At 49.6% G+C, this 13614-nt stretch carries 17 protein-coding genes and 1 pseudogene; 9 read left to right on the top strand and 9 right to left on the bottom strand.

Annotated elements, in window-relative coordinates; translation table 11 throughout:
* The 4 genes from BF12_RS19365 to BF12_RS19370 form a co-directional block, all read right to left on the bottom strand.
* Positions 1–470: hypothetical protein (locus tag BF12_RS19365; protein ID WP_035159685.1), on the bottom strand; the 470-nt coding region annotated here is incomplete at its 3' end.
* Positions 471–498: 28 nt separating this feature from the next.
* Positions 499–1197: a hypothetical protein gene (locus tag BF12_RS21980; protein WP_156941152.1), complete on the bottom strand. Its 699-nt coding sequence runs from the start codon at positions 1195–1197 to the stop codon at positions 499–501.
* An 86-nt stretch (positions 1198–1283) separates the two neighbouring features.
* Complete coding sequence (locus tag BF12_RS21635) at positions 1284–1817, bottom strand: PIN domain-containing protein (protein ID WP_156941153.1); 534 nt, start codon at positions 1815–1817, stop codon at positions 1284–1286.
* 875 nt (positions 1818–2692) lie between these two features.
* Positions 2693–3082, bottom strand: a complete 390-nt coding sequence (locus tag BF12_RS19370) for a helix-turn-helix domain-containing protein (RefSeq protein WP_024951928.1) — start codon at positions 3080–3082, stop codon at positions 2693–2695.
* A 1757-nt stretch (positions 3083–4839) separates the two neighbouring features.
* Here BF12_RS19370 and BF12_RS21985 point away from each other — a divergent pair.
* Both BF12_RS21985 and BF12_RS19375 read left to right on the top strand, forming a co-directional pair.
* On the top strand, positions 4840–5115 hold the full coding sequence (locus BF12_RS21985; protein WP_156941154.1) for a hypothetical protein: 276 nt from the start codon (positions 4840–4842) through the stop codon (positions 5113–5115).
* Between the two features lie 149 nt (positions 5116–5264).
* Positions 5265–5756: pseudogene (locus BF12_RS19375) on the top strand (IS30 family transposase); the annotation flags it as partial.
* Positions 5757–6156: 400 nt separating this feature from the next.
* Here BF12_RS19375 and BF12_RS21645 read toward each other — a convergent pair.
* The 3 genes from BF12_RS21645 to BF12_RS0108670 all read right to left on the bottom strand — a co-directional run bounded on the left by BF12_RS21645 (position 6157) and on the right by BF12_RS0108670 (position 7355).
* Entirely contained in the window at positions 6157–6597 is a 441-nt protein-coding gene (locus BF12_RS21645; RefSeq protein ID WP_035159686.1) for a nucleotide triphosphate diphosphatase NUDT15, read from the bottom strand.
* A 70-nt stretch (positions 6598–6667) separates the two neighbouring features.
* Positions 6668–7120, bottom strand: a complete 453-nt coding sequence (locus tag BF12_RS0108665) for a DUF2442 domain-containing protein (RefSeq protein WP_024951929.1) — start codon at positions 7118–7120, stop codon at positions 6668–6670.
* The gene (locus BF12_RS0108670) at positions 7107–7355 is read right to left on the bottom strand and encodes a DUF4160 domain-containing protein (protein WP_024951930.1); all 249 of its coding nucleotides are present in this window, start codon (positions 7353–7355) and stop codon (positions 7107–7109) included. The genes BF12_RS0108665 and BF12_RS0108670 overlap by 14 nt, the downstream gene beginning before the upstream one ends.
* Positions 7356–7473: 118 nt before the next feature.
* Between BF12_RS0108670 and BF12_RS0108675 the strand changes: the two genes are divergently transcribed.
* From BF12_RS0108675 to BF12_RS0108685, 3 genes are all read left to right on the top strand, one after another.
* Complete coding sequence (locus BF12_RS0108675; protein WP_024951931.1) at positions 7474–8100, top strand: tyrosine-type recombinase/integrase; 627 nt, start codon at positions 7474–7476, stop codon at positions 8098–8100.
* 196 nt (positions 8101–8296) lie between these two features.
* Entirely contained in the window at positions 8297–8521 is a 225-nt protein-coding gene (relB, locus tag BF12_RS0108680; RefSeq protein WP_024951932.1) for a type II toxin-antitoxin system RelB family antitoxin, read from the top strand.
* Positions 8505–8771, top strand: a complete 267-nt coding sequence (locus BF12_RS0108685; RefSeq protein WP_024951933.1) for a type II toxin-antitoxin system RelE family toxin — start codon at positions 8505–8507, stop codon at positions 8769–8771. Before relB ends, BF12_RS0108685 begins: the two co-directional genes overlap by 17 nt.
* A 302-nt stretch (positions 8772–9073) precedes the next feature.
* Here BF12_RS0108685 and BF12_RS0108690 read toward each other — a convergent pair whose 3' ends face one another.
* Positions 9074–9538, bottom strand: coding sequence for a helix-turn-helix domain-containing protein (locus BF12_RS0108690; protein ID WP_024951934.1), 465 nt, complete (start codon positions 9536–9538; stop codon positions 9074–9076).
* 670 nt (positions 9539–10208) lie between these two features.
* Complete coding sequence (locus BF12_RS0108695) at positions 10209–10490, bottom strand: hypothetical protein (RefSeq protein WP_156941155.1); 282 nt, start codon at positions 10488–10490, stop codon at positions 10209–10211.
* Positions 10491–10771: 281 nt separating this feature from the next.
* Between BF12_RS0108695 and BF12_RS22765 the strand changes: the two genes are divergently transcribed.
* The 4 genes from BF12_RS22765 to BF12_RS0108710 all read left to right on the top strand — a co-directional run bounded on the left by BF12_RS22765 (position 10772) and on the right by BF12_RS0108710 (position 13314).
* The gene (locus BF12_RS22765; protein ID WP_051510870.1) at positions 10772–11254 is read left to right on the top strand and encodes a hypothetical protein; all 483 of its coding nucleotides are present in this window, start codon (positions 10772–10774) and stop codon (positions 11252–11254) included.
* Complete coding sequence (locus BF12_RS22345; protein ID WP_248623651.1) at positions 11200–11658, top strand: integrase domain-containing protein; 459 nt, start codon at positions 11200–11202, stop codon at positions 11656–11658. The genes BF12_RS22765 and BF12_RS22345 overlap by 55 nt, the downstream gene beginning before the upstream one ends.
* Positions 11655–12035: a hypothetical protein gene (locus BF12_RS0108705; RefSeq protein ID WP_024951936.1), complete on the top strand. Its 381-nt coding sequence runs from the start codon at positions 11655–11657 to the stop codon at positions 12033–12035. Before BF12_RS22345 ends, BF12_RS0108705 begins: the two co-directional genes overlap by 4 nt.
* Positions 12036–12459: 424 nt before the next feature.
* Positions 12460–13314 (top strand): replication initiation protein, encoded by an 855-nt coding sequence (locus BF12_RS0108710; protein ID WP_035159687.1) that lies wholly within the window; start codon positions 12460–12462, stop codon positions 13312–13314.
* The last annotated feature ends 300 nt before the right edge of the window (positions 13315–13614 follow it).

Below are 13614 nucleotides of genomic sequence, written 5' to 3' on the forward strand. Positions count from 1 at the left end.
GCACTCGTGAATAAGGCGGGCATATATGCAGTAAAATGCCAAGACCCACTCCTCGTCATATAAGTATTGACTATTCTTTGAACCTCGCTATTATCGTATTTTTCATAATAATATCTAACATCTTTTATTCCTTCTATCTCATTTTTGAGGCAGTATGAAATCATCCTAGTGTCAGACAAACCACGCTTAGTCCATTCATCGTAACAATAAGGATAGGCTGTTTCTGAAAAATCTTTATCGGCGATTGGCTTTAAGTAACTGATTTCTTTATAGTTTTCTATTTTTTTATTCATGCAATACGCATACATGCTCTCATTAAGAATTCCTCTCTTTCTCCATTGAGAATCACATATTTGCCTACTATCATTCATGAACTCATCTTTTGTCTTTCCTAATGTATCTTCAGAGTGAGCAGAATTTGATAAAAAAAGCAGCACGACAAATAGATGCTTTAGCTTAATTGTAAACATTATGCCCTCTTTACCTTATAAACTAGAGTTAAATTTCTAGCCAAACTCGACTTCTATCTTTGGATTCTAGTTTTATTTTAGGGTTTTTGTACATTATATCTGAAAACCCTTCAGGACATGAGAACATATATGGTTCTTTTTCTAACGATGAACACTCTCCGAATGAAAGTCTATATTCTCTCTGATAACTATAATCTAATGATTTACAAAAACTCCCCCAATTATTGCGGTCTCCATCATACACAACCTCACAATGTGTAAATTTTTCTGTCGTACTTTTTTCTATTCTTTTGAAAAACTCACCTACATTATTGACCGGTAAAAACACAAAGCTATTACCGAAGTTAGCTTTCATCCTTGTTATATCGTCTTTTAAATTTTCTAACTCTTCTTCATCTTCTGGAATTCGTAATGACATCCAGCAACTAAGCCATGAATCTTTTTGTTCACTTTGATAAAGAGTTAAAGATAGAACATCCGTTATTTCAATTTCTTCCCCACTACTATGTTTTTTTATTGTTATTTTTACATCATCATCATTTCTATCATGACGATAAGAATGTATACAACTTTCAAAACGATCAGAGACTCCTTCCATATCACTAATTCTATAAACCTCAGGAGTCTGGCAATGAATTAATCCTGACAACAATTTGTCTAGGTAAAATTCTTTATCACTTTGAAAAAACTTTATCATGCCAATATAGTCGTTGCTTTTCCATGACATTATAAATTCCTTTTTATAAGTAATTATTTTTTGTTAAATTGGCTAGAACTGTCATTCTAGCTCACGATATGGCGCGTAATCATGAATTATGGCCTCAAAGAGCTTTTCTCTTCTAACTCTAATAAGTAATCAGCAACCATATTAAATATATTTAGAGCATGTTCTCTATTTTCTATTAGAACTATAGGCTTTTGGTAATTTAATTTTTCTATACCTGTAGAATTTAGCCATTGAAAGGATTTGCTTCTGCTTCCACCATTAATGCGATCTGTTACATCTAAAACTTTTTCAAGGACATCATGATTCCCATACCAAGATATAGGCTTGGTAATTGGTTTTCTTTTACCATGTATAACCCTTTCAAGTTGACTTCTTTCCAACTCTAGATTATCAATCCTGTGGCGTACAATATCGGCATTCTCGGCTAGGCCACTATTGGTTTTTCTATCTTCTTTTATTCTTGTAGGAGTGACAACCACTATTTTCTTATCTGTATATTCTTTTATAAATTCGGCTGCTGGAACTAAATCCGTATCATTAGTAACTAGCACCACAACATCTAAATCTTCGTCTGATATAGCATCATGATATGCATGTAGAGAGATGTTGACATCGGTCATCTTCTCTTCGATTTTCAGCACATGCACACGCTCTCTATTTTCATTAGGTCGATCGGGACCATCGGGAGTAGCTATAAAAGGAGTATCTTTAGATATTGAATAATCACCATGTATTATTTTGATATTATCATTTTTTTTCTAATGCCTTATGGTACGACCTTTGCGAGGCAAGCGATTCATCCGAAACAGATATTTTTGCACTTATTTCAGCTGTAAAAAACTTTATACAAGGCTTTTTGTTTTTTATAAAATCAACTTCTTTACCGTCAAATGAAAAAATAATTGACGGTAAGATCTCTATGAAAAAAAGCTTTTCTAGATCAAGCCATTTATAACTAGTATTTTTTAAGCACCCATAATAAAAATTATAACCATCGATATAGATGTTTGTCTTTAGCTTTTTTTTTTCTACTGTCTATTTCCGTCGACACTAACGCTTCCTTTTGTACAGACACAAAAAAACCGGCTTTCGCCGGCTTTTTCTTCCCAGCACAAGGAGGTCATGCCTCACCGGTTTCTGGGATCAGTTGTTAAGCAAATAGTAATCCCTCAGCTGAGGAATCACAAACCATAGGAACTATCCTCACCACGTTCCTCATCGTAAGCTGTTGTTTTTAAAGATAAATTTAATGAGGATATCTCCATTGCTACAATCTATCGGTCTTCGACCGATAGATTGTAGCAATGGAGATATCCTCAGTCAAAATAACTCAGCTTCCGTCCTTCATTTTTCCCATGAGGTTCTCCCGAAGCAGTCATCTCAGCGGCGAATGAATGTGGTATCGATACATTGGAGGATCTAGGCCCCATCCCCAATTCTACGGGCTCCTGGGCAGGACAGGGGCGGCCTTATGACCAGCTTTGGGGCACTGATCTCACCATTCTCTCTTGGCTCGTAGCGCTGCCATCTCAGCGGCGAGCTTGTTGTCCATAAGTGCGAACACCTGCCCATCCTGCGCAGCCTCAGGGGCAGGCAAGCGGCGCATCTTGGCAACCTCTTCGCGTAATCCGACCAACTCTTCCCGCAACGCTCGTATCTCAGCGATCAGCACGTCATCGCTGGCTGTGCTACTGGCCCGAGACAGCGTGCCAGGCTCGGGCATCTTCAATGCTCCGTAGCAGCGTTCCAGCTCGCTCGTATCTATCTGGCGATGACCATCGCGGCGTGTCGTAAAGCTCAGATTCCCGCGCTTCATATCGCGGTACAGGGTGCGCCTGCTACGCCCTACAAGCTCGGCAGCTTCATTAACGGTGATAGATGCCATGTCTTCCCCTTCGCATCGTGTGCACTCAGTTTAGACCGATGTGACAGCATGGGTCAGGAGGTGTGACAGACGGTGTGACATTCTAGGGCTGGAAAGGCTTGAGCGCGTGACAGAGTGTCATGGGACACGTGTGACATTCGAGCGGAAGCGAGCAAGTTTTAGGGTCTCGGGGCATAGCCCTGAGCAAGACGCCAGGTTGCACGAAAGCGAAGCGATTTTGCAGCCGAAAGTGACACAAATGTGTTACGCAGGCATACCTTGTCCGAGTCCGTTGGCCATAACAGCAACAAAAAATTTTCAAACTTTTCTAGCAGTTAGAGAAAGATTTTTCGCAGATGAGAAAGATCCTATCCATTCGCTTGTTTGCCATTTGGGAATTAAGAAAACGATGAAACTCAGCCGAAAGAAAAAGTCATCCTGGCAGCATCTCATGAAAAAAATTTAAGGTATCTCTCCGGCCTTCGGCCGGTCGCTGACGCGCTGACGCCCTTCGGTTGTCTGGCACTTACCAAGATGTCACCGCGCGCGCCTAAATCGGCGCAGCTTGCGGCAACATCTTGGAGTGTGCCGTTGGTCTTTCAGAACGGTCGCTAAGCTCCCTTAGTCATTTGCCTCACCCCTCACTCCAAAAAACAAAGGCCGTAGGCCCACACGTGCCCGCAGGAAGCTTTTAGGCCCACCGTTGCTTGGTGCTTTAGATACCAAGTTCCGCCTTAGAGCAGAGCGGGCACATAGTGCCCTGCATTCTGCTCGTTCCTCGACTTGTCGAGGCATCATTGGGGTTAGGCCGAGCGAAGCGAGGGGCGAGGGAGTGAAACGACCGAAGGGCAGGCGAGCGCATCGCGCTCGAAAAAGCATTTTGTAGAACTTAAGAGGCATGAAATTAAATTTCTTTTTAAATCAATAGCTTACTGAGATGGGGTGCACACCCTAGAGTGTGCAGGGGTGCACACCCTAGAGTGTGCAGGTTATGTGCATACTGCACTCTATGAAGTGCATCTTTGCTGTGCTATAAGGTCACATGAAAGTGCAGTATGCACATCAACTTGTTCAGGGGTGCACATGAGGGAAACACATCAGGTCGGACGACCTCTAGCTACGGAAAATAAGCACAAAACTTGGGTCCAAACGGAAAGGGCTGCTCACGAAGCATGGGGAACCCTGATAGCCACAGCTCCTATGGCTGCAAGGCTTGCTCATGTACTCGTTGCCCATATGGGTGACGGAAACACCGTGGTAGCAAGCCAAACCACCCTAGGCGAGCTCATGGCCCCTCCTGGTAAGAACCCTGTTCATCGAAACTCCGTACGAAAAGCAATTCAGAAGCTAGAGTCTGAGCGGTGGATAGAAGTCGTCCAGCTAGGAGGTAAGGGAGGAGCCCTAGCTTATCGAATCAATGATCGCATCGCATGGGGAGAGAAAAGAGATAAGCTCCGGTATAGCCGTTTCTCTGCGCAAGTGCTCGCTTCATCAAGCGAACAAGCAAAACCCATAGAAGATCGCCCAGCACTACGACAGATTCCAACCTTAATGCGTGGCGAAGAACAGATCCCTCATGGCCCTCATGAAGAGCCGCCTAGTCAAGGTTTAATCGAAGGTGTAGAACCAGACCTTCCGTATCGTGATACTGATACTAAAGATTACTTTAATAGGTAAATTAAAAGTGTAGAAATAAATTCTCGCATGATAGAGTCATTTAGAAAAATACGGGATAGCTATATTATATACTACTCATTTTCTTACGATAAGGATTAGGCATGAACCAAGAACACGAAGAAGGTCTGATAGATAGATATTTATCAAAAATAAATTCTCTATGTGTGAAAGCGATAGAGGGTGAGGAAGTGAAACCTCAAGTTGAAGCTGTTGTAAAAGAAGCATGTGAAGATTTTGCAACCGTAGTAACAAGCCCAGCTAATGCTAATCTTCGCACATTCCGTGGCCGTCTAAAAATTAAGCTTGAATCAGCTAGTCAGACAGAAGAGTCTGATATTTTAAAGCATGCTATAAGCTGCTGCCCAGAGAAAATTTAATACTTGCTGATTATTATCCCCCCTCTATACGAAGGGGGACTTTAATGCCTGGATTCATAGAATAACCGCAGCACTTTGGACCGCACGGTAGAGGCAGGAGGGCCAGCGCCGGTACCCTTCTCGGCTCACCGACCAAAGTGAAGCAGAGTATGGAATACCGACAGCTGACCCAACGATACCAGATCCACGCCCGTTATGACTTGGGCATGAGCCAACGCCAGATCGGCAGGGAGCTGAACCTCCACAGCAGCACGATCAGCCGTGAAATTCGCCGTAACGCCACCGCTGATGGCTATGATCCCGAGCAGGCTCAGACACTCAGTGATCATCGGCGCCGCACTGCTACCAAGTGGACAAAGCGCCTTCCAGGCATGATGGCCGCCGTTGCCGGTCGGCTACGTGAGGAGTGGAGCCCACAGCAAATCAGTGGCTTCATGGCGCCCTTGGCCGGCGTTAGTGTCAGTCATCAATGGATCTACTCCTTGATCTGGGACGACAAGGCACGGGGTGGTGACCTTTGGGAGCATCTCCGTCAGCCCAAACGCCGCAATAAGCACCGCACGCACGCCAAGAGCGCCGGGGTGGGCAAGATCCCCAACCGAGTCGGTATCGAGCACCGCCCAGATGAGATTGATGACCGGCGCAGGTGTTTCTAGGGGAATACTCAGGAGGCCTGGATACCGCAGGTGCTGCGCTTATTGCTTGAATTCAGGTTTTTAAGAAGGTCTGCAAAAAAGTTGGGTGACATAGTAATTAGCACTGATTTCCCTTCATTTTTTTAATGTTGGAAAACACTTTTCCATGTTTAAAATCTAGGAAGAGTTTTTGAATGCGTCAATAACTACTTCATTGGTTAGCTCGCTCCATTCCTTTCTCATAGATGTGGCAAATGATTTCGTGCAAGTTCTTCCTTTTTTGAAGTCTAATTCAAGCTCGTTGATTTTTTCAAGAGTGCCTAGCTGTTTGGAAACTTATATGCTGGCAGTCGAGCCCCTTAATAGAGTTCCGTCCAAATCAAAAATGTGTAGACTCTTTGGCATATCAGTTTTCTACCCTATAGTTTTTCCACCTATGATCAAGGGCATAACCTTGCCAGGCGCTCAAAGCTGCATGGGTTGCTGGAAATAAAGGGTGTGGAATTTCATCGAGTGAGAACCATTTCCAGTACTTAAATACCTCGGGTTCTCTGGTGTCTGCCTCTTGGGGTGAATCAAGTTCAGAATAAGCAACTCCTGTAAGGTTTGAGGCGCCGCCCCCAATGTTCTGAACAAAATTTGTTATTGTGGCGTTGCTAAGTTTTAGGCCTGTTTCTTCTTCAGTCTCTCTTAATGCAGCCTCTTCGAATGACTCTTCCGGTTCAACATGGCCGCCAGGAAAACACCAAGAAGGTTCTTCACCTTTCTTGTGTCTATACCCTAATAATATTTTGGCGTCAGGGCGTTGAACTATCACTCCCACCCCGATTGTTGTTTTTTGTTTCATGACAAATCACTCTCGGCTTGTTGGTATAGAAGCTCTTTTGAGATGTTTTTTGAGACGTAATTTCCGCTAATCATCGCAGCGACGATGCCTCTGAATAATCTGCATGCGTCTCCGGCAACATAATCTTCCGTGGCCGCCCTCCCTTGGCACCATTGGCCTGGGCTGCATTGCGTTTGGCTGGGCTACGGCTGCGGCCCCCTACGGCGCCTAGCTGGCGTGCCATCCATTGCTTAGAGCCAAACTGCCCTTCCAAGAGGGCGGGCACGTAGAGGTCGGCATCGAGCTGAGGCCAGTGCAGGCCAAGCCCGGAGGGAGACACCTCAATCTCGGCCAAGGCATCTGGCGTGGCATCGGCGAGGCCTTCCACGAGACGTGGAGGGATCGCGAGCTCGAGCCCGGAGTGCAGGCGTACGATCACTCGGCTGGTGCGGCGGTCGTAGCGTGCGGCAACGGCATGGGCATGGTCGCGTTCGGCGGCCATGCGGGCCTCTGCCTGCTGGATGACATCATCAGTAATGGCCATGAATTTCCCTCCATTTGGCACATAACGCCAACAGTTCTTCTGACAGTGCCGACGCGATCCGGTTGAGATCCTTCGAGTTGAATTGGTAACTCTCACGCAACTCGGAGGGACCACTCGGGCAGTGCAGGATGAAGACCGCTTCACCGCCCTTGCCGATGACGTGCACATGCGCCGGTCGATGGTCGTTGGGGTAGATGACGGCTCTCAGGCCATCGAAACGGAGAATGGTTGGCATGAGGGCAGTCTAGCATAAACCTAACCGCTTGGGTTTATGCTGGATTGGCGCGGATCGAGGAAGGAGTAACACTATCCGGCTTCTGACTATTACCCTGACAGTTTCAAGGAGCCTACCCATGAGCCACAAGGTCTCTGACGCTGTCGCCCAACCGTCTCGGGCAACTGAAATGCGGACAGTCATCTCTCGATCCGCCAATGATCAGGCACGAGGACGCAAGTATCTGACACGCGATGAAGTGCTAAAGCTGGCAAGGGAAGCGAGAAAAAACCGCTATGGGGCACGTGACTCACTGATGATCCTAATGGCGTATCAGCACGGGCTACGTATCTCTGAGCTCGTGAGTATCAGATGGCAACAGGTAGATCTCGATGGAAATCACCAGCTCAACATACAGCGAGTAAAGGGGTCGGTCAGTGGAACGCATCCGCTCCAGGGCGAGACAGTACGAGCCTTGAAGCGCTACCAACGTGAGATTACGCGATCACACGGTTACGTCTTCACTAATGAACGTGGCGGGCCGGTCAGCATCGATGGCTTTCGCAAGATGTTCCATCGCTTGAGCGAGTCCGTCATGGGCATCAAATGGAATCCTCACGCACTGCGTCATGCCTGTGGGGTTCATCTGATCAACCAGGGCGCTGACCTTCGCACCGTGCAGCAGTACATGGGACACGCCAACATTCAGAACACTGTCGCGTATACGACGCTGACCGGCCGACAGTTCGAGAAGCTGGCCTTCTGACATCTCCCCCCTCAAGGCGGATAATCTTGAATTTTGGCGTTTTGGGGCCGATACGGCGGAGGTGTGTCGCGCAAATGCGATGGAACTAATGCAGGCTTGGCACTTCACCCGCTTTGGCATGCCTTCGTATCGCTGGATGAGTCGTGTCGTCAGCAGTATGCTATACACGTATAGCAATACTCAGGAGAGCTTATCCATGCTAGCGATTCGACTACCTAGTGACATCGAGGAACGTCTCGAGGCACTGGCCAAGGCCACTGGCCGCACCAAGACCTACTACGCTCGTGAGGCTATCCTCGAGCACCTGGAGGATCTGGAAGACATCTATCTCGCAGAACAGACACTCGAGCAGCTACGCCGTGGGGAAGAAACCACGCACTCTCTGGACGACGTGGAGCAGGACCTTGGCTTGGCAAATTGAGTTGACCGGAGCCGCACACAAGCAGCTCAAGAAGATCGGCCATGCCGAGGCCAAGCGTATTCGTGACTACCTGCGGGAGCGCATCCAGCCACTCGAGGATCCGAGACAGCTGGGAAAGCCTCTCCAGGGACAGCTGGGTGAGCTATGGCGCTACCGTGTCGGCGATTATCGTCTTATCGCCCAGATCGAAGATGATCGAGTCTGCGTGCTTGTCGTCCGGATCGGCCATCGGCGCGATATCTATCGCTGATGGCGACTCTTAGGGTCTATAGCGGCACCAAAACTTATCATAACCACTTGTTTTTAATGCAAATAGTGGGAATGACGTGAAAAGCAACGATGCCGTCCATCGAGATAGATAAACTCGCCTTTTTCCTGATGTTATGGCCATAAACCGGTATTTTCGGCCATCTCATGAAAGAGCCTGGCCTCACGACCCACGCTGAATCCCGCATGGTTGCTGGGAAATAGTGGGAATGACGTCGTTCGTCCAGCTTCGGGTCACTCGTTCGATATCTGCTCTTGCCCTGCCCACCTCTTCCTTCTTTCAGCTCACTCCTCGTGTTTCCGCGCTTTCAAAGCTGCCATTTCCCTGGCGAAGGGATGCTTGTCGTGAACCTGAGAGGGCGTCGGCGGCTTGGACACTACCTGTGCCTGGTTTTCATCAGCCTCTGATCCCATCAGGGGAAGTCGGCGCATATGCTGCTCCAGCGCTTCAATTTTCTCCGCCTGCCGGCGCGTGACGGCCAGCAGCTCCTTCACGAGTCCTACCAGTTCCTCTGTGCTTTCCGACGTTGCTGTCGGGGTGTCGGAAAGCCCTTTGGCACCAGTTGTCGAAGTGGTGTCGGGCGTTGTCGGAGCTTCGCCATAGACCCGGATCATTTCCGCCAAGTCGAGCACACGCTGTCCATGGCCATTCAATCCAGCCGTGATACGGCCTCGAGAAATGGCTTCATAGAGCGTAGAGCGGTGCAATCCGTAAAGTTTTGCCATACGGCCAACCGTCAATTCTGGCATGTCGACCCCTGTAGGGTTGATGTGTCGTTTGCCCGACAGAATGGGCCTAGCCCTCTCTGATCACAAATCAGCTGTTCTGCATGAAAAGCCGTGCTAGTCTCAGAGATGTCCGCATAGCGGCATAGGTGCCCGACCGTCCCGTAGAAAAACGGTCATTTGTGTAGCCACGGGTCTACCTCTGAAACAAGACCAGGAAAGCGCATGTCTCCAACGAATGCGTACCCGCCTGGCACATAATGAAGTCCGTAATAGTACTTATAAATCAGTAGCCTAGAGATATCTTCTACCGCTACTAGCAAGATCCAGTCACCGCCAGGTGGCGTAAGCCCCACACTGGCTACGAGCCTGATGGCAAGCACATTCAGGGTCCAGCCAAATCGCGTTTGAAAGCTCAGACGGCGATTGAGGGGAAGGTGCGTCTTGAATTCAGAGTGAGTCCGAATTCTGCACCTAAACTCACGATCTTGCGCCAAAACTCCCAAAAAAGTGGCTCCGGCCTTGCTGTCACACGCCCGTGTGCTCAGTGCTAGCGCGTTGCGTCTCTACTTTTCATCGCCACAGTCATCGGCGTAGAGCGGCAACTCCTGGCACTGCCTCACGTGCATGCGGCGACGAGTCCGGCTGACCAATAATCGAACGCCCGGCTACTGCCCTCTGGCACGAGACTCGCTCAGGCGACCTCGAGAGCAGCCATTGAGGCGTTCACGAAACGTGCAGGTAGCGGCGTGTCCGTCTCTGTCCACCGCACAGAGACGGACGCCGTCAGGCGCCCGCGAACCCACGGGGGCTCAATGCCCCCGCGGGTTCGAGCGTCACCAAACCCTGCACCAAAACTCATTGCTGACACCTGCACATCGCGCTGTCCGGCGTTCGCGCCACCTACCTGGCTGGTAGGCATGACCTTGCCCTGTGTCGCCAGCAATGAGCGCGCCTTGACCGTAGGAGCTGCCACCTCCCACCACGATCCCCTGCCCACTCACTGAGTGTCGCGATCGGATGCGCACATAAAATTTCCGGACGATTCCGGCGGCCATGTCACGAGACGACACGCTTCCCAGGTCTGACCGCGCCCAAAAGCGGTTTAACACTTACCGAACGTCTTGGCAGGACACCGGGAAGCGACTTCGACACTCCCTATCACCACGACGCAGGAGGCTTCGTGATGGGTAAATACGCATCGAAACGTAACTACGGCTATGGAAAGCAAATGGCCTACGCCGGGCATCAGGCCTGGTGAGCCTCTATGGCCGAGGCCACTACTCGACAGTGGCCACGCATTCGGACCGCTGGGGCCAGTTTGCCCAGTGGGCCAAGGACAATGGCGTGAAGGATCTCGCCACGACACCCAACCAGGCACTGCTGGAACGCTATGCCGAACACCTTCAGACACAGGTGATGTCGGGAGATATCGCCGTCTCGACGGCCCAGAATCTCCTGAGCAGCGCCAATACGACCTTTCTGGCCCTGCGCGGCGATCACAGAGTGCGGGTGTCCCCGTCGCAGTACGCCGGGAAGCGCAGCAATGTGCGACAGACAGCCCCGACAGCGTTGGACACCGATAAAGTCACCCAGACTTGCCGAGCCCTGGAGGCAGCAGCTTACCCCGCGCGTCTGCCGTCCTGCAGCTGGCTGCCGCGTTCGGGGTTCGCCGTGAAGAAGCGATCAAGGCGGACCTGGAGCGATGGCATCGTGAGGCGTCCAGAAAGGGCGCTGTAGACGTGCAAGAAGGCACCAAGGGCGGAAGGTCGGCACAGCGCTTAATCGCCGTCAGTGAGCCTCAGCAGGCCGCTCTGGCCTATGCACGCTCAGTACGTCCAGAAGGAAGCCGAAATCTACTGGCACTTGAGGAGCGCTATGCGGATCTGGCGACAGCTCGGCAAGGCGAGCTCAATCGTGCTCGCCCCATCCTGAAAGCGCATGGTCTCAGTGGCTTCCACGATGCCCGGGCCGCGTATGCCTGTGCTCGCTATGCGGTGATTACGGGCCACCCTGCGCCTGCCGTCAGCGGCTCACTCTCACCCCACAAATCTCAGGATCAGTTGGCACGCCGACTGATCAGCCAGGAACTTGGACATAACCGCCTCGATGTCACCGTGGCGTACCTAGGAGGTCGCAAATGATGTTCTACGCAAACGGCACCCCGATTCAGGTCGACGGCAACATGCTGGAAAACCTGTTGAAGTGCGATCCGCGAAAGCAACGGGGGGTCCGGGCTCATGGTCGCCGGATGGTGCGAATTCAGAAGTTGATTCATGAGCGTTTCGGCGTGAAGCATCCCTGGCAATGGAAAGCCAAGCACGTACGTTGGGTGATGAAAGATGGTTTGGGGGATATCTCCCCTGCGACGGCCTATGACTACTGGCGCACTTGCCGATGGACCCTGGAAGTGACAGGAGTCTACGAGGATTGGGAACCTCACTTGCGTGGGCCTTGGCTCAATCCGAAGGGGGAGCTGCGTCCCGCAGGGCGCGGAGGTCGTCCCCCCAAGCGACCATAAACACCTGACTACTGACTAACCCGGCGCGTAGCGCCTGTGTTCCCGCGTTGAGTTGGGTTAGCGACCACTGTGGCTGGATTTCTTTAGCGACCAGCCCTTTCGCAGGATGCCCAGGGGCGTAGCCCCTCGATGGCATCCTTTCTGCGCCTATGGCGCAGGCAATTTCAGGCGGCCGGAGGCCGGGCGGAGCGAAGCGGAGGGTAGGTGAGCGCTATGCGCTCTTTTATGTCCCTTTTGCCTTTTAACCCCTTTTAGGCATGCGTATCTTTATGATTTTAAAGGCTTTTTTAGCCTAAAAGGGGAGGGATTGATGGTTAAAAGAGGAGGGATTGATGGTTAAAAGGGGAGGGATTGATGGTTGAAGAGGGGAGGGATTGATGGTATCAAGGGAGCAATTAAAAACACTCCCTTAATGGTGCCTCCTATGGATACAGCATTGATCTACAAATCCAATGCTCTGATTGAGGCATCTTACCGCCTCAGCGTCTATGAGCAGCGCATTCTCTTGAGCTGTATCTCTCAGGTACGGCGGGATGCTCCATTGACCGATCAGCAGCTTTATACGGTCAGCGCACAACAAATTGCCGATATTACTGGTACAAAGTTAGGTACCGCTTATCAGAACCTCAAGGCGGCAGCGGAACGACTGTATCGTCGTGAAGTTACATTAAAAGAGGCTCCGAACGGTCATGGCCAAGCGAGAGTCAGGCTTACGCGTTGGGTACAGACTATAGAGTATCGTGATAGTGAAGGGATGGTGGCCTTACGCTTTGGTACAGATATGGTGCCATACCTATCTCAATTATCAGCACAGTTCACACGATATGCATTAGCAGATGTAGCCCATATGGATAGTGCTCATGCAGTACGCTTATATGAGCTACTGTGCCAATGGCGTGATGCAGGTAAGAGGGAAGTATCTACTGAGTGGCTTCGTGAAGCATTCCAGCTAGGTGACAAGTATCCTGCGATAAAAGATTTTAAGCGCTGGGTGATCATTCCTGCTATTGAACAAATTAACAAACACTCACCTCTATGGGTAAAATGGGAGCAGAAGAAAACAGGGAGGAAGATAAGTCATTTTTGTTTTGTCTTTGGTGAAAAGCTAAAAGAAAAGAAAAAGACTCCTCAAAAAAAATCTGCTACAGACTGTGATAAGGTTCCAAGATCTCTTTATGGCATACCTATGGATGTTATAGAGAGGCTGGCCCGTCCAGGTGAGTCATATGACGATGCCGCCTTACGACTACTGAGCGAAGCAAAGAAAAGCTACGAATAGTGAATTTAAGCCACTCATTAGAACATATGGATTCAAAGGAGAATCCTTTAGTTCAACCGGATGTATAGAAATTGCACAGCAAATTTCTATACATCCGTGGCGTGCCTTTATTTATCAGGATCTAAAGCTTCAATTAAGGCTCAAATCTCTTTTTCACCATATCCCGGCTTATTCATGAGGCCGACCTGAAAACGAAGATGGCGAGTGGTTTTCTCTTGTAGAATCAGGATGTTCCTGTCAGAACACGATTCAAGAGGACCACTCGCCATGGGTGAAACCCTAACGACCTGGACGCCTCCA

Origin of the sequence: Cobetia crustatorum, from assembly GCF_000591415.1 — a bacterium.
Lineage (GTDB): Bacteria > Pseudomonadota > Gammaproteobacteria > Pseudomonadales > Halomonadaceae > Cobetia > Cobetia crustatorum.

Bases quoted from the DNA above. Each gene is read 5' to 3' on its own strand.
- BF12_RS0108675 (WP_024951931.1), top strand. From the start codon at position 7,474: ATGAGCCACAAGGTCTCTGACGCTGTCGCCCAACCGTCTCGGGCAACT.
- BF12_RS21645 (WP_035159686.1), bottom strand. From the start codon at position 6,597: ATGAAACAAAAAACAACAATCGGGGTGGGAGTGATAGTTCAACGCCCT.
- BF12_RS21985 (WP_156941154.1), top strand. From the start codon at position 4,840: ATGAACCAAGAACACGAAGAAGGTCTGATAGATAGATATTTATCAAAA.
- BF12_RS21635 (WP_156941153.1), bottom strand. From the start codon at position 1,817: ATGACCGATGTCAACATCTCTCTACATGCATATCATGATGCTATATCA.
- BF12_RS0108670 (WP_024951930.1), bottom strand. From the start codon at position 7,355: ATGCCAACCATTCTCCGTTTCGATGGCCTGAGAGCCGTCATCTACCCC.
- BF12_RS19370 (WP_024951928.1), bottom strand. From the start codon at position 3,082: ATGGCATCTATCACCGTTAATGAAGCTGCCGAGCTTGTAGGGCGTAGC.
- relB (WP_024951932.1), top strand. From the start codon at position 8,297: ATGCTAGCGATTCGACTACCTAGTGACATCGAGGAACGTCTCGAGGCA.
- BF12_RS0108665 (WP_024951929.1), bottom strand. From the start codon at position 7,120: ATGGCCATTACTGATGATGTCATCCAGCAGGCAGAGGCCCGCATGGCC.
- BF12_RS0108705 (WP_024951936.1), top strand. From the start codon at position 11,655: ATGATGTTCTACGCAAACGGCACCCCGATTCAGGTCGACGGCAACATG.
- BF12_RS0108710 (WP_035159687.1), top strand. From the start codon at position 12,460: ATGGATACAGCATTGATCTACAAATCCAATGCTCTGATTGAGGCATCT.
- BF12_RS21980 (WP_156941152.1), bottom strand. From the start codon at position 1,197: ATGTCATGGAAAAGCAACGACTATATTGGCATGATAAAGTTTTTTCAA.
- BF12_RS0108690 (WP_024951934.1), bottom strand. From the start codon at position 9,538: ATGCCAGAATTGACGGTTGGCCGTATGGCAAAACTTTACGGATTGCAC.